The sequence below is a fragment of the Bordetella sputigena genome (genome assembly GCF_965137885.1).
In the GTDB taxonomy this organism is placed as follows: Bacteria; Pseudomonadota; Gammaproteobacteria; order Burkholderiales; family Burkholderiaceae_B; genus Bordetella_C; species Bordetella_C sputigena.
Genome location: NZ_CBCSCA010000024.1, coordinates 1 through 22,044 on the forward strand (window position 1 = coordinate 1; position 22,044 = coordinate 22,044).

19 protein-coding genes are annotated in these 22,044 nt (G+C 67.9%); 11 read left to right on the top strand and 8 right to left on the bottom strand.

Features of this window, described 5'->3' with window-relative positions; translation table 11 throughout:
- Positions 1-55 precede the first annotated feature (55 nt).
- On the bottom strand, positions 56-706 hold the full coding sequence (locus ACNA0R_RS26505; RefSeq protein ID WP_415829071.1) for a flavin reductase family protein: 651 nt from the start codon (positions 704-706) through the stop codon (positions 56-58).
- A gap of 52 nt (positions 707-758) precedes the next feature.
- A complete protein-coding gene (locus tag ACNA0R_RS26510; protein WP_415829072.1) occupies positions 759-1,619 on the bottom strand; it encodes a FadR/GntR family transcriptional regulator in 861 nt (286 codons plus the stop codon).
- 180 nt (positions 1,620-1,799) lie between these two features.
- Here ACNA0R_RS26510 and ACNA0R_RS26515 point away from each other — a divergent pair, with 180 nt between their 5' ends.
- The 7 genes from ACNA0R_RS26515 to ACNA0R_RS26545 all read left to right on the top strand — a co-directional run bounded on the left by ACNA0R_RS26515 (position 1,800) and on the right by ACNA0R_RS26545 (position 9,395).
- Positions 1,800-2,999 (top strand): ABC transporter substrate-binding protein, encoded by a 1,200-nt coding sequence (locus ACNA0R_RS26515; RefSeq protein WP_415829073.1) that lies wholly within the window; start codon positions 1,800-1,802, stop codon positions 2,997-2,999.
- A 117-nt stretch (positions 3,000-3,116) separates the two neighbouring features.
- Positions 3,117-3,974 (top strand): branched-chain amino acid ABC transporter permease, encoded by an 858-nt coding sequence (locus tag ACNA0R_RS26520; protein ID WP_415829074.1) that lies wholly within the window; start codon positions 3,117-3,119, stop codon positions 3,972-3,974.
- Positions 3,975-3,981: 7 nt separating this feature from the next.
- Positions 3,982-5,034, top strand: a complete 1,053-nt coding sequence (locus tag ACNA0R_RS26525) for a branched-chain amino acid ABC transporter permease (RefSeq protein ID WP_415829075.1) — start codon at positions 3,982-3,984, stop codon at positions 5,032-5,034.
- Complete coding sequence (locus ACNA0R_RS26530) at positions 5,031-5,798, top strand: ABC transporter ATP-binding protein (RefSeq protein WP_415829076.1); 768 nt, start codon at positions 5,031-5,033, stop codon at positions 5,796-5,798. Before ACNA0R_RS26525 ends, ACNA0R_RS26530 begins: the two co-directional genes overlap by 4 nt.
- Entirely contained in the window at positions 5,795-6,493 is a 699-nt protein-coding gene (locus ACNA0R_RS26535; RefSeq protein WP_415829077.1) for an ABC transporter ATP-binding protein, read from the top strand. The genes ACNA0R_RS26530 and ACNA0R_RS26535 overlap by 4 nt, the downstream gene beginning before the upstream one ends.
- 143 nt (positions 6,494-6,636) lie before the next feature.
- On the top strand, positions 6,637-7,899 hold the full coding sequence (locus ACNA0R_RS26540) for a Zn-dependent hydrolase (RefSeq protein ID WP_415829078.1): 1,263 nt from the start codon (positions 6,637-6,639) through the stop codon (positions 7,897-7,899).
- On the top strand, positions 7,896-9,395 hold the full coding sequence (locus ACNA0R_RS26545; protein ID WP_415829079.1) for a M81 family metallopeptidase: 1,500 nt from the start codon (positions 7,896-7,898) through the stop codon (positions 9,393-9,395). Before ACNA0R_RS26540 ends, ACNA0R_RS26545 begins: the two co-directional genes overlap by 4 nt.
- Positions 9,396-9,470: 75 nt before the next feature.
- Here ACNA0R_RS26545 and ACNA0R_RS26550 read toward each other — a convergent pair whose 3' ends face one another.
- Genes ACNA0R_RS26550 through ACNA0R_RS26560 form a run of 3 tightly spaced genes read right to left on the bottom strand, consistent with a single transcriptional unit; the run spans position 9,471 to position 13,662 of the window.
- The gene (locus tag ACNA0R_RS26550; protein WP_415829080.1) at positions 9,471-10,841 is read right to left on the bottom strand and encodes an MFS transporter; all 1,371 of its coding nucleotides are present in this window, start codon (positions 10,839-10,841) and stop codon (positions 9,471-9,473) included.
- A 23-nt stretch (positions 10,842-10,864) separates the two neighbouring features.
- Positions 10,865-12,715, bottom strand: a complete 1,851-nt coding sequence (locus tag ACNA0R_RS26555; protein WP_415829081.1) for an ABC transporter ATP-binding protein — start codon at positions 12,713-12,715, stop codon at positions 10,865-10,867.
- Positions 12,716-12,729: 14 nt separating this feature from the next.
- Entirely contained in the window at positions 12,730-13,662 is a 933-nt protein-coding gene (locus tag ACNA0R_RS26560; RefSeq protein WP_462935922.1) for a LysR family transcriptional regulator, read from the bottom strand.
- 193 nt (positions 13,663-13,855) lie between these two features.
- On the opposite strand from ACNA0R_RS26560, the gene ACNA0R_RS26565 reads away from it, so the two are divergent.
- Entirely contained in the window at positions 13,856-14,797 is a 942-nt protein-coding gene (locus tag ACNA0R_RS26565; protein ID WP_415829082.1) for an AEC family transporter, read from the top strand.
- Between the two features lie 103 nt (positions 14,798-14,900).
- Here the strand turns inward: ACNA0R_RS26565 and ACNA0R_RS26570 are convergent, their stop codons facing one another.
- Positions 14,901-15,158: a DUF378 domain-containing protein gene (locus ACNA0R_RS26570; RefSeq protein WP_415829083.1), complete on the bottom strand. Its 258-nt coding sequence runs from the start codon at positions 15,156-15,158 to the stop codon at positions 14,901-14,903.
- A gap of 318 nt (positions 15,159-15,476) precedes the next feature.
- Between ACNA0R_RS26570 and ACNA0R_RS26575 the strand changes: the two genes are divergently transcribed.
- Positions 15,477-16,826: an MFS transporter gene (locus tag ACNA0R_RS26575; protein ID WP_415829084.1), complete on the top strand. Its 1,350-nt coding sequence runs from the start codon at positions 15,477-15,479 to the stop codon at positions 16,824-16,826.
- A 102-nt stretch (positions 16,827-16,928) separates the two neighbouring features.
- Here ACNA0R_RS26575 and ACNA0R_RS26580 read toward each other — a convergent pair whose 3' ends face one another.
- The gene (locus ACNA0R_RS26580) at positions 16,929-18,539 is read right to left on the bottom strand and encodes an EAL domain-containing protein (protein WP_415829085.1); all 1,611 of its coding nucleotides are present in this window, start codon (positions 18,537-18,539) and stop codon (positions 16,929-16,931) included.
- Positions 18,540-18,972: 433 nt separating this feature from the next.
- Between ACNA0R_RS26580 and opgC the strand changes: the two genes are divergently transcribed.
- A complete protein-coding gene (gene opgC, locus ACNA0R_RS26585) occupies positions 18,973-20,190 on the top strand; it encodes an OpgC domain-containing protein (protein ID WP_415829086.1) in 1,218 nt (405 codons plus the stop codon).
- Here the strand turns inward: opgC and ACNA0R_RS26590 are convergent.
- Positions 20,171-20,959 carry an SGNH/GDSL hydrolase family protein gene (locus ACNA0R_RS26590; protein WP_415829087.1) on the bottom strand — a complete coding sequence of 263 codons (789 nt, stop codon included), beginning with the start codon at positions 20,957-20,959 and terminating at the stop codon, positions 20,171-20,173. The two genes, opgC and ACNA0R_RS26590, sit on opposite strands and share 20 nt — an antisense overlap.
- 281 nt (positions 20,960-21,240) lie before the next feature.
- Here ACNA0R_RS26590 and ACNA0R_RS26595 point away from each other — a divergent pair, with 281 nt between their 5' ends.
- On the top strand, positions 21,241-22,044 hold the full coding sequence (locus ACNA0R_RS26595; RefSeq protein WP_415829088.1) for an ABC transporter ATP-binding protein: 804 nt from the start codon (positions 21,241-21,243) through the stop codon (positions 22,042-22,044).

Consider the following 22,044-nt stretch of genomic DNA (forward strand, 5'->3'; position numbering starts at 1 on the left):
GCGCGGCCACGCAGCGCCTACGCGGTGTGGCTTGGCGTGCGTGGCTGCGCGGCGGCTACGCGGTGTGCTTTGCCGCGGGGGGCGGCGTGACGAGTTCGTCGGGGGTTGGGCGGGTCATGTTGAAGCGGTCGGTGGTGCGGGTGTATTCGCCGCCGCCATGCATGCGTCCCACGAGTTGCAGGGCGGGCGTGTCGATGTAGCATTTGGCCGCGTCGAGTACGGCGTGGTCGGCCACGTGTACGCCCACCACGCGGGCGGCGATGATGACGCGGCCGCCGCCTACGTCCATGAAGTTGATCGGCACACACTCCAGCGCGACAGGGCTTTCCGCGATCCTCGGTACGCCGATCTTGGTGCTGGGGGCCACGGTCAAGCCCGCGCAGGCCAGCTCGTCGATGCCCGCCGCGTAGTCGCCCGACGTCATGTTCATCTTGGCGGCCAGCGACTCCGGCACCACGTTGATGACGAATTCTTCACGGGCGCGGATATTGGCGGATGTGTCCTTCGGCCCGCCGGCCCGGCCCATGATGCCCAGGCATACGATGGGCGGGTCGTCGGAGAACAGGTTGAAGAAGGAGAACGGCGCGGCGTTGAGCCGGCCTTCCTTGTCGGCGCTCACGACCCATGCAATGGGCCGCGGCACTACTGTCGACGACAGCAGCTTGTAGCCGTCTCGCGGCGCCAGCTTGGACAGATCGAACCACATATTCAGCCTCCCGGTATGTCTGGCTATCGGTATCCCGTCATGCCAGGGCGCATTATCCCGCCGAATCCGTTTCCCGGCGCCGCGCCAGGCCGGGCCGCCCCAGGCGGCGCCGCGCGGCGGCATTGCGGCGCGTCATCTCGGAGTCCAGGATGAGCCGCCCCTGCAGCTTGCCGTTCAGCTTCTTCACGAAGCCCGACGCTTCCACCATGTGTTCGGCCATCAGCCGGCGCACCGTATCGACATCGCGCTTGCGCGCCGCATCCACGATGTCCTGGTGCACGCGCGCGTTCGCTTCGCCGAAGCGCCGCTGCGTGCGCGTGGGCGTGTCGTTTTCGAATACCGTCAGCTGCCGCAGCATTTCATTGATCAGCTGGCAGGTGAAGCGCAGGAATGGGTTGGGATTGGCCATCGCCAGGATGTCGTGGAAGTTCAAGTCCTCTTTACGCTGCGCCACCACGTCCGCCGTCCGGCCGGACGAAGGATCGCAGCATTCGATGCTGTGCATCAGGGCTTCGAAGTCCGCTTCGGTCAGGTGCGGCACCGCGCCCGCCGCCAGTTCGGGTTCCAGCATCTTGCGCACCGTATAGATGTCGTCGATGGTCACTTCCTTGAAGAACAGGTAGTTCTGCATCAGCTGGAAGGTGCGGTCCAGCGTTACCTCGACGATGCGGCCGCCGCCGGCCGGGCCGGTGCTGATCGTGACCAGGCCCTGCACCTCCAGCGACTTCAGCGCTTCGCGCATGGTGCTTTTGCTGACGGCGAACAGCTGCTGTAGTTCGTTTTCGCGCGGCAGCTTGTCGCCGGGCCGCAGGTCGCGTTCGGTGATCAGCCGCTTGATTTCCTCGGCCACCAGGTCGGCGCGTTTCGATTTGCCCGGCGCGGCGGGTGGAGTGGCGGCGGATTCGCGGGGCATGCGTGGGTTCCCCCTTGTTGTCCGGCTGTGTGCGGTCGCGACCGTTGAGTTTCCCGGCACGTTCCGCCAGGGCACTAGGGAAACTACCGTCCCGATTCCACGCCGCGCCGTGTTGACGTGGAATATTGCCCAACCATATTATCAGTTCATCGTATTTATCATGATAAATAGGGGAAGGCCTTGAACCGTCGCGACCTACTGAAACTCGCCGCGCTGTCGGCGCTGCCCGGATCCCTGTCGCTGCGCGACGCCTACGCGCAGGCCGCGCAGGCGATCCAGTTTGGTTGTCCCGTGCCCATGTCCGGGCCCTTCGCCGCGAATGGTAAATACGCCGATCTCGGCATGAAGCTGGCGATCCAGCAATACGGCCAGCTGCTCGGCCGCCCCCTGGCCTATACGACGCTGGATACGGAGGGCAAGCCCGCCACCGCCGTGCGCAAGGTGCAGGAACTGGCGCAGCAGAAGGGCGCGCGCTACTTCGCCGGGGGCATCCTGTCGTCGGAAGCCCTGGCCATGGGCAAGGAAGTGCAAAAGGCGGGCGGCGTGTTCATCACCACCGCCGGCGCCGACGAAATCACCGGATCCGATTGCAATAAGTCCACCTTCCGCTGGTCCGTGCCGACCTATGGGGCGATCGAACAGACCGTGCGGCCGCTGATCGAAAGGCTCCCGAAGGCGAAGCGCTGGTACACCATCACGCCGCAATACGTGTTCGGCGATGGGCTGCTGAACGCCGCCAAGAACATCTTCAAGGAAAAGGGCATCGAGCACGTCGGCAACAGCTACCATTCGCTGACGGAAAAGGAATTCAGCGGTTATCTGACCAACGCCATGGCCGCCAAGCCGGACGTGCTGCTGCTGCTGAATTTCGGCTCGCAGTCGTCCGACGCCCTGCGCCAGGCGGTCAGCTTTGGCATGAAGCAGAACACCACCATTCTGATGGCCTGGGCCTCCGGCCTGGAGCAGTTCGAATCCCTGGGCGCCGATCTGTGCGAAGGCGTCTATTTCGGCGCGCAGTACTGGCATGGCATCGACAGTCCGGGCAACAAGGACCTGGTCAAGCGCTCCCAGGATGCCTTCAAGTCGAATCCCAACTACAGCCTGGCCGGTTCCTATATCTGCACCAAGATCCTGATCGACGCCATCGCCAAGGCCGGCAGCGATGATCCCGCCAAGGTCATTCCGGTGCTGGAAGGCATGAAGTACACGGGCCTGACGGGCGAAGAGGAAATCCGCGCGCAGGATCACCAGGTGTTGAAGAACTACTACCTGCTGCGCGGCAAGGCCAAGAAGGCGATGAAGGACAAGGACGATTACGCCGAGATCCTCAGCGCCGGCAAATCCTTCCTGCCCATCGCGCAGACGGGGTGCAAGCTGTAATTCCGTATTATCGCGGCCGCCCCGGCAGGGGTTCGCCGCGCGCGCAACTACCCGCGGCGGATGGCGCCGCCGCGTGGTATCCGCCGATATGCATATGTCCATGCCGTTTCCGGATTCATGAACGTCTACCTGCTGCAAGTCGTCAACGGCATCGGTATCGGGATGCTTTATTTCCTGCTGGCGGTGGGGCTGTCCATCATTTTCGGGCTGTTGCGCTTCGTCAATTTCGCGCACGGCGCCTTCTATCTGCTGGGGGCCTACTTCTGCTACCAGGCGGTGGCCTGGGGCCTGGACTTCTGGCTGGCGCTGGCGGTGGTGCCGCTGCTGGTGGCGCTGCTGGCCTGGCTGGCGGAGCGCACGCTGCTGCGGCGGGTCTACGACCAGCCGCATGAATTCCACATCCTGATCACGGTGGGCCTGGCCCTGGTGCTGCAGGAGGCCGTCATCCTGGGCTGGGGCCCGCTGGGCGACAACGTCGCCACGCCGGACGCCCTGCAGGGCGTGGTGATGTGGAGCGGCTTCATCTATCCCAAATATCGCCTGTTCGTCATCGCCTTCACCGCCGTGTTCGCGCTGCTGCTGTGGTGGCTGCTGGAAGGTACGCGGCTGGGCAGCGCGGTGCGCGCCGGCAGCGAGTCCGCGGAAATGGTGTCGCTGCTGGGCATCAACGTCTATCGGGTCTTCGGCCTGGTGTTCGCGCTGGGCGCGGGAACGGCGGCGCTGGCCGGCGCCCTGGCGGCGCCCATCCGCGGCGTCGATCCTTTTATGGGGCTGGAGGCGCTGGGCGTGGCTTTCGTGATCGTGGTGGTCGGCGGCATGGGCAGCTTCGGCGGCGCGCTGGCGGGTGGACTGCTGATCGGCATCGTGCAAAGCGTCATGAGCACCCTGTGGCCGGAAGGCGCGCGGCTGATGATCTATGTGGCGATGGCGGCGGTGCTCCTGCTGCGCCCGCACGGCCTGCTGGGCAGAGGATGACGCGGGCATGGTAAAGATAATGCGCGACCATACCGGATTGCTGCTGGCGGCCGCCGTCGTGCTGTTGCTGCCGGCGGTGCTGGAATCCGGCACCCTGGCCACCGAAGTGCTGGTGTACGCGCTGGCGGTGCTGGGTTGCAATCTGCTGTTGGGCTACACGGGCCTGCTGTCCTTCGGGCAAGGGATTTTCTTCGGCATGGGCAGCTATGCCGTCGGCATCCTGATGACGCGGGCGGGACTGCCGCTGCCGGCCGCCGTGCTGGCCTCCATCGCCGTCGGCGCGGTGGTCGCCGGCCTGGTGGGCTGGTTCGCCATTCGCCAGCGCGGCACCTACTTCGTGATGCTGACGCTGGCCTTCGCGCAGATGTTCTATTTCCTCGCCTACAGCCTGCCGTCCTGGACTGGCGGGGACAACGGCTTGCTCGATATCCCGCGCCCGCCGCTGGCGCTGGGCGGCCTGACCCTGATGCGCCTGGATACGCCGTGGCGCTTCTACGCGCTGGTGGGGATCTGTTTCCTGCTGGTGTTCTGGCTGCTGCAGCGGGTCACGGAATCGGTATTCGGCCGCACGCTGCTGGCCATCCGCGAAAACGAGGCGCGCGCCCGCGCGGTAGGCTACGACACGCGCGCCCTGAAGCTGGCGGTCTTTGCCCTGTCCGGCGCGGTCACCGCGCTGGCGGGCGCCTTCCATGCGCTGATGACGGGCATCGCGCCGCTGTCCAATATCGAATACCACACCAGCGAAATGATCCTGGTGATGACGGTGATCGGCGGCACGGGCAATCTGTTCGCCTCCGTGCTGGGCGCGGCTTTCTATGTGCTGGTGTCGGACTGGTTGTCCACCCTGTGGCCGCGTTGGCTGATGCTGCTGGGCTTCCTGCTGATCGCCGTCAGCCTGTTCATGCACAAGGGCCTGTGGGGCCTGGGCGAACGGCTGTGGGCGGCGCGCCGCCGGACGTCCGAACCCGGAGCCGGGACCGTGACCGGGACCGCGACAGGAGGAGCCGGGAGCGCGACCGAATCCGCCGCCGCCGGACAGGCCCGCAAGGAAACGCGATGACCCAACCGATCCTGGACGCCAACGGCATCGTCAAACGCTACGGCAAGTTCACCGCGCTGGCCGGCGTCGACCTGCGCGTCATGCCCGGCACCGTGCATTCCGTCATCGGCCCCAACGGCGCCGGCAAGACCACGCTCTTCCATACGCTGACCGGCACGGTCCCCGTCAGCGAAGGCCGCATCGTATTCGACGGCCACGATGTGACGCGCGAGCCCGACAACGTACGCGTACGGCGCGGCATCGCCCGATCCTTCCAGGTCACCAGCCTGTTCGCCAACCTGGCCGTGCGCGAGAACCTGCGCCTGGCCGCCCAGGGCGCCCACGCGTCGGGCGCCTTCGATATGTGGCACCGGCCGGGACGCGATGGCGGCTTGAACGAGCTGGTCGACAGCCTGCTGGATCGCCTGGCCTTGACCGCGCGCGCCGACGTCGCCGCGGCGGCGCTGTCGCACGGCCAGCAGCGCCGCCTGGAAGTCGGCATGGCCATGGCGGCGCGGCCGCGCGCCATCTTCCTGGACGAACCGACCTCCGGCATGGGCGTGGACGACCTGGATGCGATGAAGGCGCTGATACGCGGCCTGGCCGCCGACCACACCGTCGTGCTGATCGAGCACAACATGAATATCGTGATGGATATTTCCGATACCGTGACGGTGATGCAGCAGGGCAGGGTACTGGTGCAGGGCACGCCCGCCGCCATCCGCGACGACCCGCGCGTGCGCGCCGCCTACCTGGGCAACATGATCACCGGAGGCCGCGCATGAAGCTGGAATTGCGCGACGTACATGCCTATTACGGCAAAAGCCACATCCTGCAGGGCGTCTCGCTCGCCGTGGGCGAGGGCGAGCTGGTTACCTTGCTGGGCCGCAACGGCGCCGGCAAATCCACCACGCTGAAGACGATCGCCGGCGCGCTGCGGCCGGCGCAAGGCACGATCCGCTTCGACGGCGCATCGGTGGGCGGGTTGCCGGCCCATCGGGTGGCGGGCAAGGGCCTGTGCCTGGTGCCCGAGCACCGCGGAATTTTCCGCCTGCTGACGGTGGAGGAAAACCTGTTGCTGGGCGCGCGCCGCGCCTCGCCATGGCAACTGGCGGACATCTACCGCATCTTCCCGCGCCTGAAGGAGCGGCGCCGCAACGGCGGCGCGCAACTGTCCGGCGGCGAGCAGCAAATGCTGGCGATCGGTCGCGCGCTGATGAATCATCCCCGGCTGTTGATGCTGGATGAACCGGTGGAAGGGCTGGCGCCCGTGATCGTCGAGGAAATCGTTGCCCAGCTCAAGCTGATCCGCCAGCAGGGCGTGCCCATCCTGCTGGTGGAGCAGAACCTGGAAGTCTGCACGCAGCTGGCCGACCGCCACTACATCATCGAGCAGGGCGCTATCGTGTATGAAGGCAGTAACGCCGAATTCTCGGCCGACGATGCGATCAAGGACCGTTATCTGGGCGTGGGTGTGTGATGACGACGCGCGCCGCGCACCCGTTCGTCCCTGTGTCACAAGCGGCACCGGCAGCGCGTCGGGTCGCGCGCCGCGTGCGGCGGCGCCCGGGGCGAACGGCGCGCGCCCGCCGCCGACGCGCCGCCCTTTGAAAGGAATTGAACATGTCCGATCTTGAAACCCCATCCATCCCCCGCGTCGACGGCGCGCGCCTGTGGGACTCGCTGATGACGCTGGCGCGCATCGGCGCCACCGACAAGGGCGGCGTGCGCCGCCTGGCGCTGACGGACCTCGACCGCCAGGGCCGCGAGCTGGTCATGCAATGGGCGCGCGAACTCGGCTGCGGCGTGCGCATCGACGCCATCGGCAATATCTTCATGCGCCGCGCCGGCCGGCGCGACGATCTGCCGCCGGTCATGACCGGCAGCCACATCGACACCCAGCCCACCGGCGGCAAATTCGACGGCAATTACGGCGTACTGGCCGGCATCGAAGTGCTGCGCACCCTGCACGCGCATGGCGTCGTCACGGAAGCGCCCATCGAAGTCGTGGTCTGGACCAATGAAGAAGGTTCGCGCTTCGTTCCGGTCATGATGGGCTCGGGCGTCTTCGCCGGCGCCTTCACGCTGGCGCATGCGCTGGAACAGCGCGACCGCGACGGCATCAGCGTCGCGGATGCCCTGAAAGCCATCGGCCATGCCGGCCCGGAACCCGTGGGCGGTCGGCCCGTGGCCGCGTATTTCGAAGCCCATATCGAACAAGGCCCCATCCTGGAGGCCAGGGACACGACCATAGGCCTGGTCCGCGGCGCGCTGGGACAGCGCTGGTTCGACGTCACGGTCACCGGCATGGAAGCGCATGCCGGACCGACGCCCATGGAGCTGCGCCACGACGCGCTATTGGCGGCCGCCGACATCGTCCGGCAGGTGAACCGCATCGCGCTGGACCATGCGCCGCACGCGCGCGGCACCGTGGGCTGCCTGGATACCTATCCGAACTCACGCAATGTCATCCCGGGGCGCGTGCAGCTGACCGTGGACCTGCGCGCGGCCGACGATGCCACGCTGACGGCCATGACCGCCGCGCTGCGCGACTATTGCGCGGCATTGCCGGGCGTGGCGGTGGAGGTGCGGGAGGTCGTCTACTTCCCGCCCCAGCCCTTCGACGACGCGCTGCTGGATGCGTTGAAGGAAGGCGCTGGCCAGCTGGGCCTGTCCTTCATGGATATCGTCAGCGGCGCGGGCCACGATGCGGTCTACCTGGCGCGCGTCGCGCCGACGGCGATGATCTTCGTGCCCTGCAAGGACGGCATCAGCCACAACGAAATCGAGGACGCCCGCCCTGATCATCTGGAGGCGGGCTGCAATGTCCTGCTGCGCGCCATGCTGCGCATGGCCGGCGTCGCTGCACGGGAGATCGCCGCATGAAAGTCCTGATCGCGCGGATGAACCACGAGACGAACACCTTTTCGCCGGTGCCGACGCCGCTGTCCGCCTTCGGCCGCGGCGGGCCCGCCTACGACGACGATGCGCGCCGCGAGAACGAGGGCGCGCGCACCGCCATGGGCGCGTTCATCGATCTGGCCAAGGAGCACGGCGCCGATATGGTGACGCCGCTGTCGGCCTGGGCCTATCCCAGCGGCCCGGTGCATGCGGACGCGTACGACGAAATGTGCGAGCGCGTGCTGGCCGCCGTGCCGGGCTGCGACGCCATCTTCCTGGACCTGCACGGCGCCATGGTCGCGCGGAACAGCGACGACGGCGAAGGCGACCTGCTGGCGCGCGTGCGCGCGGCGGCGCCGGGCGTGCCGATCGCCGTGGCGCTGGACCTGCACGGCAATGTGACCTCGCGCATGGTGGACAACGCCGACGTCATCGTCAGCTTCAAGACCTATCCGCACGTCGATATGTACGAGACCGGCGCACACGCCGGCCGGCTGCTGTGGCGCATGATCGCCGGCGAATTCCGCCCGGTCATGGCCTGGCGGCGCCCGCCGCTGATGACGCATACGCTGCGCTCGGCGACCGATGGCGGCGCCATGCGCGACGCCGTGCGGGCCGCCCGCGACGAGGAAGCGCGCGGCGTGGCGGCGGCATCCGTACTGGCGGGCTTCGGCCTGGCGGATATCCCGCATCCCTGCATCAGCGTGATCGTGGTCGCGGACGGCGACCGCGCGCTGGCGGAGGCGGCCGCGGACCGCATCGCCGCGGGCATCTGGGCGCGGCGCGACGATTTCGTCTATCGCAGCGAGCCGCTGGCCGACTCGCTGGCGCGCGCCGAAACCATGGCGGCCGAGGCGCGGCGGCCCATCCTGCTGCTGGACCATGGCGACAACTGCAATTCCGGCGGCACCTGCGATACGACGGCGGTGCTGGAAGCCGCGCTGGCGCGCGGCATGAAGGACATCCTGGCCGGCATCATCTGCGATCCGGAGGCGGTGGCGGTCATGGCGCGGGCGGGCGTCGGCGCGCGCGTCACGCTGCCGCTGGGCAACAAGCGGTCGCTGGCGTCGCTGGGCATCCATGCGCGGCCCATGCAGGCCACGGGCGTGGTGCTGGCGATCACGGATGGCGAATACGTGATCACAGGCCCCACGTACACCGGCATGCGCGTCAGCATGGGGCGCACGGCGGTACTGGATCTGGGGGACGCCCGGGTGGTGGTATCCGAACAGACCCATGAGCCGTGGGACCTGGCGGTGTTCGAAAGCGTGGGCCAGGACCCGCGCCGCGCCCGCTATCTGCTGCTGAAATCGCGTATGTACTGCCGGCCGGTGTTCGTGCCGATCTCGGACGGCCTGGTCGAATGCGACAGCCCGGGCGTGACCACCTCGGATTATTCGATCTTTCCGTATGCCAAGCGGGCGCGGCCGCTGTATCCGCTGGAAGAGGCCGTCTACGACTCGCGCACGCCGTCGGCGTGAACCTCCGCCCGCGCCGCCCCGGGGCTTTCCCGTGGGGCGCCGCGCCGGCGCCCGTCGAGGCGTTCCGGCGCGCGGCTAGGGGCCGGGCCGCCGTTCCCATGAGGCCACCGCATAGCCCAGCAGACCGAAGACGGGACCCGGCACGAGCAGCCAGGTGGCATCCAGGCCGATGCGCTGGAAAAGCGCGGTGGCGCCGGCGATCGAGACAACCGTGATGGCAAAGCCGATGGAACTCTGGATCGCCAGGGCGCTGCCGATCAGGCGGGGAGGGCAGGCCCGGGCGCTCAGCGCGGAGAATTGCGGCGAATCCGCCACCACGGCGGCGCCCCATATCGGCAGCAACACCGCCAACGCGCGCGGGTCCAGGGTTTGCCAGCCCGCGGCGAAGACCACCGCGCACAGGCCGGACAGGCCGAGCGCGCCGAGGGCCACCTTGGCGCTGCCCATGCTGTGCGATAGCTTGCCGCCCAGCAGACATCCCAATGCGCCGATCCCAATGACGCAGAAGGACGCGGCGGATATTCCCAGCCCCGGGAACAGGCTGCCGGCCGAGGACCGCGCGATCAGCAACGGCACCAGCGTCCAGAACGCATACAGCTCCCACATGTGGCCGAAATAGCCCAGCGCGGCCGCGCGGAAGCGCCGCACGCGGAAGGCGTCCGCCAGCGTCGGCCGCCGGCCGTCGCGGCCGGCCGGCGCCACCGGCGTGAGGGGATCCGAGGCCGGATCCGGATCTGCCGCCGCGGCCCGGACTACCGCCGAAGGCGCCGGCGCGATCGCCGCCGCGGTATGTCCTGCGGCGGGGCCCATGGGCCCGGGCCCTCGCGGCCCGTCTCCCAGGATGCGTATCATCAGCGCGGCGACCAGGGCCAGCATCGACGACGCCGTGATGACCTCCTGCCACGGCAGTCCCGCGCCCGCCGCGCGCAGCGCATGCGGCAATGCGGTGCCCAGCGTCAGCATGGCCACCAACTGCGCCAGCGCGGCGCCGGTGCGCCGCGGCGCCCAGTGCACGATCAGCTTCATGCCGACGGGATAGATGCCGGCCAGGCAAATTCCGACCAGAAAGCGGAACAGCGCGCCGGACGCCAGGCCCTGCGCCAGCCAGGCGAACGCGGCATTGAAACAGGCGCCGGCCACGGCACTGCACACGAAAACCGTGCTGGCGCGGAAGCGGTCCACCAGGCCGCTGACGGAAATGGCCAGCGTTCCCAGGATGAAACCGATCTGCACGGCGCTGGTCAGGATGCCGATATCGCCGGGTGTGGCGGCCCAGGCGCGCATCAGATCGTCCGCCGCGCTATTGGCGCTGAACCACAGCGAGGTCCCCAGCAACTGGGCCAGCGCGATGGTCGCCACCGGCCCCAGCCGCCGCGCCAGGAATGCGTAGGCGGGGCCGCCTGTCCCGGTCCCGGATGCCGCGGAATCTTCGGTCGATCCCTTCATTGCATCGCCACCTCCCCGCGGGTCTATTCCAGCCCGACGAAACCCCCGGTCTGCCGATGCCACAGGCGCGCATACACCCCGTTGCGCGCCAGCAGTTCGGCATGCGTGCCCATCTCCACGATGTTGCCGTGCTCCATCACCACCAGCCTGTCCATCTTGGCGATGGTGGACAGGCGGTGCGCGATGGCGATCACCGTCTTGCCGTGCATCAGCGTTTCCAGATTGTCCTGGATCGCGGCCTCCACATCCGAGTCCAGCGCCGACGTGGCTTCATCCAGCACCAGGATGGGCGCGTCCTTCAGCAGCACGCGCGCGATGGCGATGCGCTGCCGCTGGCCGCCCGACAGCTTGACGCCGCGTTCCCCGACGTTCGCGTCCAGCCCGCGGTTGCCCTCGCCGTCGGTCAGGTCGAAGATGAACTCGTCCGCCCGCGCCTGCCGGATGGCGTTCATCAATTGTTCCTCGGTGGCGTCCGGCCGGCCATACAGCAGGTTTTCCCGCAGCGACCGGTGCAGCAGCGAGGTATCCTGCGTCACCACCCCGATCTGCGCGCGCAGCGTCTCCTGCGACACCTTGGTGATGTCCTGCCCGTCGATCAGGATGCGGCCCGCCTCGACGTCATACAGTCGCAGCAGAATGCTGACCAGCGAAGACTTGCCCGCGCCCGACGGCCCGATCAGGCCGATCTTTTCGCCGGGCGCCACGTCCAGGTTCAGCCGGGTAAAGACCAGCCCGCCCTTGCCGTAGCCGAAGCCGACGTTTTCGAAGCAGATGCGGCCGTGCGTGACGCGCAGCGGCTTGGCGTCGACGCGGTCGGCCACCACGCGCGGCCGCGCGATGGTGCGGATCCCGTCCTGCACCGTGCCGACGTTTTCGAAGATGCCGTTGACCACCCACATGATCCAGCCCGACATGTCGGCGATCCGCATGGCCAGGCCCGTGGCCAGCGCGATATCGCCCACCGACATCAGGTTCTGGCTCCACAGCCAGAGCGCCAGGCCCGGCGTGCCGGCGATCAGGATGCCGTTCAGGATGGCGATGGTGAACCCCATTCCCGTCACCAGGCGCGCCGCCAGCTGCGCCTTGCCGGTCTGTTCCGCCATGGCTTCGCGCGCGTAGATCTCTTCGCGCTGGCTGTGGGCGAATAGTTTCAGCGTGCCGATATTGGTGTAGCCGTCGACGATGCGGCCCATCAGTTTGGAGCTGGCTTCCGACGCCGTGGCGGACCGCGACTTGACCCGCGGCACGTAGTGGATCAGCGTCACGATATAGCCGACGATCCAGACGATCAGCGGCAGGGTCAGCCGCCAGTCGGCATCGAAGAACAGAATCAACGCGCTGCCCGAATAGATCAGCACATGCCAGACGGCGTCGACGGCCTGCAGAGTCGAATCGCGCAGCGCCACGCCGGTCTGCAGGATGCGATTGGCGATGCGGCCGGCAAAGTCGCTATGGAAGAAGCCCAGGCCCTGCTTGACCACGTAGCGGTGGTTCTGCCAGCGCACCAGCGTGGTCAGCCCGGGCGCCAGCGACTGGTGCACCAGCATATCGTGCAGCCCGGTGACGATGGGCCGCAGCACCAGCACCACCAGCGCCATGCCGATCAGCGTCCTGCCATGCTCGTCGAAGAAGGCCGCGACGGGCTGGTCCTTGACCAGGTCGACGATGCGGCCCAGGAAGCGGAACAGCGTCACGTCAATGAGCGCGCCCGCCAGGCCGACCACCAGCAGGAAAACCAGCGCGGCGCGCACCTGCCGCAGATAGTGGCGGTAGAAGCGGATGACGTCGTCCGGCGGCGGCTCGTCCAGCGCCGGCCGGAAAGGATCGATCAGGGTTTCGAAACGGCGAAACAGGGGATTGCGGGTGTTGGGCATCTATGCGGGTCTCTCTATGCCGGCGCCGCCAGCGCCAGGAAATTGGACAGGCAGGGATTGCGGTTGCGGGGCGACCAGAGCAGTACAAGTTCGGAGTGCGGCGCGCCGGCCAGCGGACGGAATGCCACGCCGGGCAGGCGGGACTTGCGCATGGACGCCGGCACCAGCGCCACCCCCACGCCTTCGTCCACCATATTGAGCACCGTCTGCTGCAACTGTACTTCCAGCCGCACGATAGGGTCGAAGCCGGCCTGGCGGCAGTGCGCCACGATGCTGGCGCGCAGTGCCGGGGCGACTTCGCCCGAGGTCATGACGAAGGGCTCGCCGGCCAGTTGTTCGATGCGCATGGCGCCGCGCGCCCGCGCGCGCGGATGATGCCGCGACAGCGCGACGCAGAGCGGCTCGCGCACGATCACGCGGCTGGACAGTTCCCCGTGGCGGCCGCCGGCCATCACGACCGCGGCATCGATGCGGCCATCCAGCACCTGCGCCGCCAGGTCCGGCGACACGACTTCGCGCAGTGTCAGCGCCACGTCCGGATAGGCGTTGCCATAGGCCTTGGCGTAGGCGGGGATGACGCTGTAGGCCGCGTACATGGTAAAGCCGATGGACAGGGCGCCGGCCTCGCCGCGCGCGGCGGCCTGCGCATTGCGGCCGGCCTGTTCGAGCGCGGCCAGGATGGCCTTGGCGTCTGTCAGGAAGCGTTCGCCGGCCGGCGTCAGGGACACCATGCGCGGATTGCGATCCAGCAGCTTCACGCCCAGCGCCGCTTCCAGGCTAGCCAGCTGGCGGCTGAGCGGCGGCTGCGACAGGTGCAGGCGCGCCGCCGCGCGGCCGAAATGGCGCGTTTCCGCCAGGGTGACGAAATAGCGTAGGGGTTTGATGTCCAGCACGATGCAGAAAAGGTATTGTTGGCAGCCCGATAAAGAATTGGATTGTATTGCCACACGGCACTACGCTGGCCCCTGCCGTCATGGCTGCCGGGTTCGCCGGGTATTTTCGCGGGACTGCCGCGGACACTACCGTGGCCACCATCGCGGGTACCGATGCAGGTGCCAATGCGGGTGCTTCGGGGCGGGCATGCGCATCGACGGCCGCGCAGCTGCCGGCGCGCGATGTCGCCGGTCCAGGTCGTACGCCATGCTTTCCACCCTGCAGATCCTGATTCCCATCTTCGCCCTCATCCTGGCGGGTTTCGTGCTTCGCCGCCGCGGCATCGCCAGCGCCGCCGCCTGCGTGGAGCTGAACCGCTTCGTCGTCTGGCTGGCGCTGCCCGCGCTGCTGTTCAAGCTGATGGCGCACGCGTCCTGGACGCAGCTGTACCAGCCCGGCTTCGTCGCCGCCTTCGGCCTGGCATGCGCCGCCGTGTTCGTGATAACGCTGGCCTGGCGCCTGCGCTCGGGACGGCATCTGGCCGACGCCAGCGTGGACGCGATCGCCGCGTCGTACGCCAACACGGCCTATATCGGCTTCCCCTTGATACTCGCGCTGTTCGGCGACGCCGGCGTGGTGCCCACCACCGTCGCGACCTTGATGGTCGTGTCGGTCCTGTTCGCCATTGCGGTGATGCTGGTCGAAGTGGGCTTGCAGACCGAGCGGCGGCCGCACAAGGTCGGCCTGAAGGTGCTGCGCGGCATGTCGCGCAATCCCTTGATCGTCGCGCCCGCGGCGGGCGCCCTGTGGGCGGCCGGCGGCGTGGAACTGCCGGCGCCCGCCGAGACCTTCCTGAATCTCCTGGGCGCCGCCGCGACGCCTTGCGCGCTGGTGTGCCTGGGCTTGTTCCTGGCGGAAAAACGGCCGGCCGCCCGGACGCCGAAGGCATCGCTGGCGCTGACCGCCGGCAAACTGGTGCTGCAACCGGCACTGACCTGGTGGCTGGCGGCGCGTGTATTCGTGCTGCCCGCGCCGCTGGCGCACATGGCCGTGCTGCTGGCCGCCTTGCCCACCGGCACGGGTCCCTTCATGCTCGCGGAGTTCTATCGCCGCGAGGCCTTCGTCACCGCGCGCACCATACTGCTGTCGACGGTGGGCTCGCTGGTGTCGCTGACGGTCCTGCTGCGCTTGATGCCGCATGGGGGATGAGAGGCGGCCCGCGCGGCCCGGGCATCAGGTCCGGCCTGCGCGGCCCGGCCCGCTGGGCCTCATGCCACGGCCGCGCGGAATCGGGCCCACGGCAGACGCCCCATCAAGGCCTGTTGGTGCTGCCGAGGCGCACCGCGAAGAGGATCAGATACAGCGCCGCCAATCCCACCAGGAGATAGACGATGCGCGCGATCGCCGAGCCGGCGCCGAAGATCGCCGCCACCAGATCGAAATTAAAGGCGCCAACCAACCCCCAGTTCAGGCCGCCGATGATGGCGAGAATCAGGGCGATCCAATCCAGGGGCGTGACGGCGCGGGCGGCGCTAACCGCCGTGGGGGTGTGGGTCGTGTTCAGGGCCATGGCGGTCTCCTGTGCGGATGGCGCGGATGCCGGTGGATTACCGCCCGGATGGGCAGCTCGGACCGCGGCGGAAATTTCAGCAAAGCCCATGCCTGTCAGCCGACCACCGCGCTCGGCCCCCGAGGGCGCCGTCGTTTGACAGGGCCGCCCGGTAAGCAGTACACCCTTACCCGCTTTTGCATGGCTGCGCCTTCCCGGTCCGGCGGTGTCGCGGGCCGGCCTGACCGGGCCCGTGGGACGGCCGGGCGTCTCCCAACTCCTCGGTGTCGGATGTTCTTTTCCTTCGCGGTTCAAAAAGCCTATCCCTTTGGCGCGGGCATGCCCGCCCACCAGCGCTGGGCCGCCGCGCTCGGATTGTTGTTGGGTGTCTGCATGGCCAGCCTGGATACCGCCATCGCGAACACCGCGCTGCCCGCCATCGCCCGCGACCTGCAGGCCTCCGAGGCACGATCGATCTGGGTGATCAGCTCATATCAGCTTTCCATGGTCGCGGGCCTGCTGCCCGCCGCCACGCTGGGCGAGATCGTCGGCCATCGGCGCATCATGATGTTCGGCCTGATCCTGTTCACCCTGGCCTCGCTGGCGTGCGGCATGGCGCCCTCGCTGGAATGGCTGGTGGCGGGGCGGGTGGTGCAGGGCCTGGGCGCGGCCGCCACCATGGCGGTGAACGGCGCGATGCTGCGATTCATTTATCCGGACAAGCTGCTGGGCAGGGGCGTGGGCCTGAATTCGCTGATGGTCGCGCTGGCCTTCGCCGCCGGCCCGACCGCCGCCTCGCTGGTGCTTACCGTGGCGACCTGGCACTGGCTGTTCCTGATCAATGTGCCGGTCGGCCTGATCGCCATCTATTTCTGCCTGCGCGCGCTGCCGGTGACTACGCGCACCAAGCGTCCCTTCGATACGCTGGGCGCGGTGCTGTGCGCCGGTTTCCTGGCGCTGCTGGTGTTCAGCCTGAATGAAGGCGCGCAACTGGCCCAGCCGCACATCATTGCGATCACGGCGGCGCTGTGCGCGGCATGCCTGCTTCTGCTACTGAAGCGCCAGGCCGGCCATCCCGCGCCATTCCTGGCGGTGGACCTGCTGCGGCGCCCGGTGTTCGCCCTATCGGCCGCCACCGGCGTCTGTTCCTTCGCGACGCAGTCCCTGGCCTTCGTGTCCTTGCCCTTCATGCTACAGAACGTGCTGGGCTATACGCAGGTGGAGACCGGTTTCCTGATCACGCCCTGGCCGGTGATGGTGGCGGTGATGGCGCCCATCGCCGGCTATCTGTCCGACCGCATGCACGTCGGCGTGCTGGCCGGCGTCGGCATGGCCATGATGGCCGTCGGCATGGTCTTGCTGGCGACGATGCCGAACGACCCGTCGGTCTTCGGCCTGTGCTGGCGCCTGGCCGTGTGCGGCGCGGGCTTCGGATTTTTCCAGTCGCCCAACGTGCGCGCCATCATCACCGCCGCGCCGCCGGAACGCGCGGGCGGGGCCAGCGGCATGGTCGGGACGGTTCGTCTCCTGGGGCAGTCCAGCGGCGCCGCCATGGTGGCCGCTTGCTTCCATGCCTCCACCGATCGCGGCGCCATCCTGGCTTTGTGGCTGGGCGCGCTGTTCGCCACCGGCGCGGCCATCGCCAGCGTCATGCGGCTGAAGTACCGGCAGCGGCCGGCGTCCAGGTAAGCGCCTGGCCGGTCACCGGCGGACCACGCCCGAGGCCGCTTCCGCTTCGGTCCGTATGAGGCCGTACGAGGCCGTACGAGGCCGCCTGAGGCCGCACGGGCCTCAGGCAGTATCGGCCAAGGCCATGCGGCCGGGCATGCGCGCCGCGACGGCGTCCGCCTGCTCCGACCGCCATGCCGCGAGCTCGCGCGGCGGCATGGGCCGCGCGAATAGGAAGCCCTGCGCGAACTGCACGCCCTTGTCGCTCAGGTAGGCCGCCTGGGCCTCGGTTTCCACGCCTTCCGCGATCATGAGCAGCCCCAACTGGCGGGCCAGCCCGATGACCGTGTCCAGCACCACGTTGCCGACCGCTTCGGTGCCCGCGCTGCTGACGAAAGCACGGTCGATCTTCAGGAAATGTACGTGCAGGCGCTGCAGATACGACAGCGAACTGTGGCCGGTGCCGAAATCGTCCAGCGCCCACCGCACGCCCCGTTCGCGCAGCTCGGCCATGTTTCCCCGCAGCGCCGGCGTGTCGGGCAGGGGATGGCGTTCGGTGACTTCCAGCACCAGCCTGACGTCATCGTAGGCGCGCAGCCGCGCCAGCAGGCCGTCGACGTCGGCGACGAAGCGGTCCGACACGATGTGCGCGCCGCAGACGTTCACCGCCAGGTGGCTGCCCGGCGGCAGCTTCAGCAAAGCCAGGTCGCCGGCCGCCAGCTCGAACATATGCCGCGTCAGGTCATCGATGATGTGGTGTTCTTCCGCGGCGGCGATGAACAGGTCGGGACGCACATTGCCCAGTCGCGGATGGCGCCAGCGCAACAGCGCCTCGACGCCGGACATGCGGCCGGTCGACATGTCGAAAACCGGCTGGTAGACCAGGTGGAACTGGCGCGCCCGCATGCCCTTGCGGATTTCGCCGGGGATGGAGACGCGCCAGTCGTACAGGCGGTAGGCGCCGTAGCCGCAGAGCAGGCTGGCGAGCAGCAGAAAGGCCGCGTAGCCGCGCCACACCTGGCCACGGACGGCGTCGCGCTGCGCCTGCATCGGCGTCACGCGCACCTGCACCGGAAACATGCTGGAGGACGATTGCTGCGTGTCCGGCCCCGGCATGCGCGCGCCGCGCTGCCGTTCGCCCGCATCCAGCAGCGGTACGTTGCGCGGGCCCAGCAGAATATCGACGTCGTAGACGCCGTCGCGCGCCGCCGCCAGTTTCAGGTCGTACAGATACTGCGCATCCAGGAAGGCCACCACGCCGTTGCCGTCGCGCAGTCCGCGCGACACCATGACCGCCGGCCGGTCCGGCACCAGCAGCGTGCCGGCGACGGGCGTCACCAGCATTCCTTGCGGCACGTGTTCCTGCGGCGACAGCGCGATCAGGGGCGTGTTCGGCATGCCATAGACCGACGAGCAGGTCACGACGTCGTCGTGTACCAGCAGCAGCGATCGGAAATAAGGCTGCAGCGAGCCCATCTGGCGCAGCAGTGGCAGCACTTCCCCGCAGGGCCGGCGCAGGGTGGACGTCAGCCGGTGCGTCACATCCTGGGCGCGCAGGAGGATGTTTTCCAGCTGGCGCCGCAGCACGCCGGCCGTGACGCTGGCTTCGCCGGCCAGCTGGCGCTGCGATTCAAGCAGGATGATGGGCAGGATAAGCAGGAAGGGAAGCGCCGCGGCGACCAGCGTGACCACGATGGCGGCGATCCTGCGGCGGATCGATAAGCTGGTAGGCACGGGGGGCGTCCTTTGGGCCGTATGGGCGCCCGGAATGGACCATCGGCGCCGCGCTAATGTCAACAGAAACCAGACAGAATGTAAACAACTGATAGCCCGATCAACTGTCGGACTTTTCTTAATTGTGGCGGGGTCTTAGCTTGTTTTGAATGCATGACAAAGTGGCTGCCGCGCACGCCGGATTCCCACGCCGTCCCTTTGCGCAACGTGCCGTTTGGGCCCGGCTGTACCCGGACGCCACCGCCGGTTCCTGCACGAAGCCCGCATGCATGTTCCGGGATGCAACCCGCTGCGCGGGGCGGCGGCGTCGGCGATACAAAGGGCTACAAGCATGGCGTGCGCGCCCTCGCTGGCGGTGTCACGCTTGAGCCTCCGGGTTTACCCCAGCCGTGATGTACCCTCACGGGTTTGCCTGAATCACCCTGGATGCAGCATGACCACACCTTCGAATCCCTGCCTGCCGCGCGTTCCGCTTGCTGCCGCCACGGCGCCAGCGGCCGCGTCGCGCCCGCGGCTGTGGGAGCTGGACGCCGTCCGGGGCTTGATGCTGGTGCTGATGCTGTCCACACACCTGCCGACCAACTTCGGCATTCCGACCAGCCAGCCATTGGGCTTCGTGTCCGCAGCCGAAGGCTTCGTCATGCTGTCGGCCTATATGGCCGGCCTGGTCTACACCCAGCGTTATCTGCGCCACGGCATGCGGGCCATGCAGCGCGCCTTCCTGAAGCGGGCCCTGGTCGTCTACGGCTGCCAGGCCGCATCGCTGCTGTTCCTGTTCACCGTGATCGCCGGGCTCGGCCTGACGCTGCCGCAGCCGGCCGTGCAGACGCTGATCTGGTTCTACCTGCAGCAGCCGCTGACGGCGCTGCTGTCCAGTCTGGGGCTGGTCTACAACCCGCCGCTGCTGGACATCCTGCCTGTCTATGTGCTGTTCATGCTGGCCAGCCCCTGGGTGCTGACGTATGCCCTGCGGCATGGCTGGCGCGCCATCCTGATCCTGAGCGGGGTGTTGTGGTTCGCCACGCAGTTCGAGCTATCGCGCTTCCTGTACGGCGGCGTGGTGGCCCTGACCGGCTTGCCGGTGCCGTTCAGCGAAACCGGCGCCTTCGAAACCTTCGGCTGGCAATTCCTGTGGATCTTCGGCCTGTGGCTGGGCTCGACGCACGCGCGCGTGCCGCCCGAGCAGCGGCGGCCGATACCCCAGCCGCTGGTGTTCGGCGCCGTCGTCATCGCCGGGACGTTTTTCATCTGGCGCCATATCGCCGGGCTGGGCGCCTTTCCGGACGGCAACCCCTTCAATTTCCTGTTCGATAAATGGCACCTGGGCATACTGCGCCTGCTGAACTTCATGGCGCTGGTGGTGCTGGCCATGCATTTCAGCGGCTGGCTGAAGACCCATCTGCCGCGCATGCGCTGGCTGGAAACCTTGGGGCGCGCATCCCTGTCGGTGTTCTGCGCGCATCTGGTGATCGTGCTGCTGGTGCTGACCGTCATCGGCGAGCCTTCGCCGGATCGCCCCTTGTGGCAGGACGTGCTGCTGTTCGCCGGCAGCGTATTCGCGCTCTATATCGTGGCGCGCCTGGTGGGCGACAACAAGAAAAAGCCGGCGCCCGCGCCGCGCGCCGCGCGGCTCAATTCAGATGCGCCGTGATCACCTGCTTCCATAGCGCATAGCCCCGCGCGTTCAGGTGCAGCAGGTCGTCGCGGAACAACTCCGGCCGCGGCTGGCCGGCGGCATCCAGCATGGGCGTATAGATATCGATGAAGTCGGTATTGCGCGTCTTCAAGGTATAGGCGCGGATCAGCTCATTCGTCTGGCGTATCTCCGGCATCAGGGCGACACGCGACGGACTGGGCTTGATCGAGATATACGCGATGCGGGTGGCCGGCAGATTGCTGCGCACGCCCTCGACGAAGGCGGTGAACGCCTGCAGCACCTGTTCCGGCGTGCGGCCCTCCGCCAGGTCGTTATCGCCGGCGTACACCAGGACCAGCCGGGGTTTGTAGGGCTGCACCAGCTGGTGCAGGTGCTGGGTGCAATCCAGCATCCGCGAGCCGCCGAAACCGCGCTTGACCACGATAGGCAGCGACTGGAATTCGGTTTCCAGCCCGTTCCACAGGCGAATGGACGAGCTCCCCACGAACAGCACGCCGCCCGGCTTGGGCGGATGCGCCTGGTCAGCAGCGGCGAACGCCGCCAGGCTGTCCGCCCAGCGATCGTTCGCCGCGCTGACGGCGACGGCGGTTGCGGCCGCGGTTGTCCCCGTGCCCGCCGTATTCCCCTTGGGTGCCGCAAGAATCGCGGGCGCGGAGGCCGCCGCCACCTGTGCCGCCGCGCCGGGCGGCAGCAAGGCGATGCCCAGCGCCACCGCGGCCGTCAGGACGGCGGTCAGGGCAGCAAAGGGGCGATGGGGGCTCATCCGGTTACTTTATTGTCTGGACTCAGGAACAATCATCGCCATGATGCGGCGTTTCCCTTTCAAGATGTATTAGCGCTTGCCCTGGGTCCCGGTTTTTCCGGCCATTTTGTGGCGGCCGCGCGACGGCGGCCGGGTCCCCGGCCCGCGTCCGTGCTCCTGGCACCAGGAACGGGAGCCGCCGGGGCACGATTTCGGCGCATGGGGGCGGCTGGCCGGGCCCCTCACCGGGGGAAAAATTGGCATGTGCTTTGCTTTTCTCTGTTCCCAAGGAGAACGCATCCATGTCCCTGATCCAACCTCCGGTATCCCAACCCGTCCAGTTGAGCATACGTGACGTCCGCAAATCGTTTCCCGGCAAGGGCGGCGGCGTGCAGGTCCTGGATGGGCTGAGCTTCGACATATACGAGAAGGACTTCGTCAGCATCATCGGCCCCAGCGGCTGCGGCAAGTCCACCATATTCAATATCATCGCCGGCCTGCTGCAGGCCGATACCGGCCAATTGGTCTATCGCGGCGAACCGGTCGCCAGCATGCGCGGCCGGGTCGGCTACATGATGCAGAAGGACCTGCTGTTTCCCTGGCGCACGGTGCTGGACAACGTGCTGCTCGGGCTCAGGATACGCGGCGTGGCCGAGCGCGAGGCCGTCGACACGGCGCGCGAATACCTGTCCACCTTCGGCCTGTCCGGCTTCGAAAACGCCTATCCCCAGACGTTGTCCGGCGGCATGCGCCAACGGGTCGCGCTGATGCGCACGCTGATCATGGACCCGGACATCCTGTTGCTGGACGAACCGTTTTCGGCGCTGGACTACCAGACCCGGCTGTACCTGGAGAGCGTGCTGCTGGAGGCCGTGGAAACCTTCCACAAGACCGTCATCCTGGTCACGCACGACGTGGACGAGGCGGTCGCCCTGTCGCGGCGGGTGGTGGCGCTGAGCGGGCGGCCCACACGCGTCAAGAACGTGCACGCCATCGACATCGAGCGCGGCAGTCCCATCGAAGCGCGCGCCGATCGCCGTTTTTCCGAGTACTTCCATACCCTGTGCGGCGAGCTGGATATCCAGACGCGGAAAAAGGCGGCCTGA

What these genes read in the sequence shown, in the direction of transcription:
- ACNA0R_RS26505 (WP_415829071.1), bottom strand. Translation starts at nt 706, where the DNA reads ATGTGGTTCGATCTGTCCAAGCTGGCGCCGCGAGACGGCTACAAGCTG.
- ACNA0R_RS26510 (WP_415829072.1), bottom strand. Translation starts at nt 1,619, where the DNA reads ATGCCCCGCGAATCCGCCGCCACTCCACCCGCCGCGCCGGGCAAATCG.
- ACNA0R_RS26520 (WP_415829074.1), top strand. Translation starts at nt 3,117, where the DNA reads ATGAACGTCTACCTGCTGCAAGTCGTCAACGGCATCGGTATCGGGATG.
- ACNA0R_RS26525 (WP_415829075.1), top strand. Translation starts at nt 3,982, where the DNA reads ATGGTAAAGATAATGCGCGACCATACCGGATTGCTGCTGGCGGCCGCC.
- ACNA0R_RS26530 (WP_415829076.1), top strand. Translation starts at nt 5,031, where the DNA reads ATGACCCAACCGATCCTGGACGCCAACGGCATCGTCAAACGCTACGGC.
- ACNA0R_RS26535 (WP_415829077.1), top strand. Translation starts at nt 5,795, where the DNA reads ATGAAGCTGGAATTGCGCGACGTACATGCCTATTACGGCAAAAGCCAC.
- ACNA0R_RS26540 (WP_415829078.1), top strand. Translation starts at nt 6,637, where the DNA reads ATGTCCGATCTTGAAACCCCATCCATCCCCCGCGTCGACGGCGCGCGC.
- ACNA0R_RS26545 (WP_415829079.1), top strand. Translation starts at nt 7,896, where the DNA reads ATGAAAGTCCTGATCGCGCGGATGAACCACGAGACGAACACCTTTTCG.
- ACNA0R_RS26550 (WP_415829080.1), bottom strand. Translation starts at nt 10,841, where the DNA reads ATGAAGGGATCGACCGAAGATTCCGCGGCATCCGGGACCGGGACAGGC.
- ACNA0R_RS26555 (WP_415829081.1), bottom strand. Translation starts at nt 12,715, where the DNA reads ATGCCCAACACCCGCAATCCCCTGTTTCGCCGTTTCGAAACCCTGATC.
- ACNA0R_RS26565 (WP_415829082.1), top strand. Translation starts at nt 13,856, where the DNA reads ATGCTTTCCACCCTGCAGATCCTGATTCCCATCTTCGCCCTCATCCTG.
- ACNA0R_RS26570 (WP_415829083.1), bottom strand. Translation starts at nt 15,158, where the DNA reads ATGGCCCTGAACACGACCCACACCCCCACGGCGGTTAGCGCCGCCCGC.
- ACNA0R_RS26575 (WP_415829084.1), top strand. Translation starts at nt 15,477, where the DNA reads ATGCCCGCCCACCAGCGCTGGGCCGCCGCGCTCGGATTGTTGTTGGGT.
- opgC (WP_415829086.1), top strand. Translation starts at nt 18,973, where the DNA reads ATGACCACACCTTCGAATCCCTGCCTGCCGCGCGTTCCGCTTGCTGCC.
- ACNA0R_RS26590 (WP_415829087.1), bottom strand. Translation starts at nt 20,959, where the DNA reads ATGAGCCCCCATCGCCCCTTTGCTGCCCTGACCGCCGTCCTGACGGCC.
- ACNA0R_RS26595 (WP_415829088.1), top strand. Translation starts at nt 21,241, where the DNA reads ATGTCCCTGATCCAACCTCCGGTATCCCAACCCGTCCAGTTGAGCATA.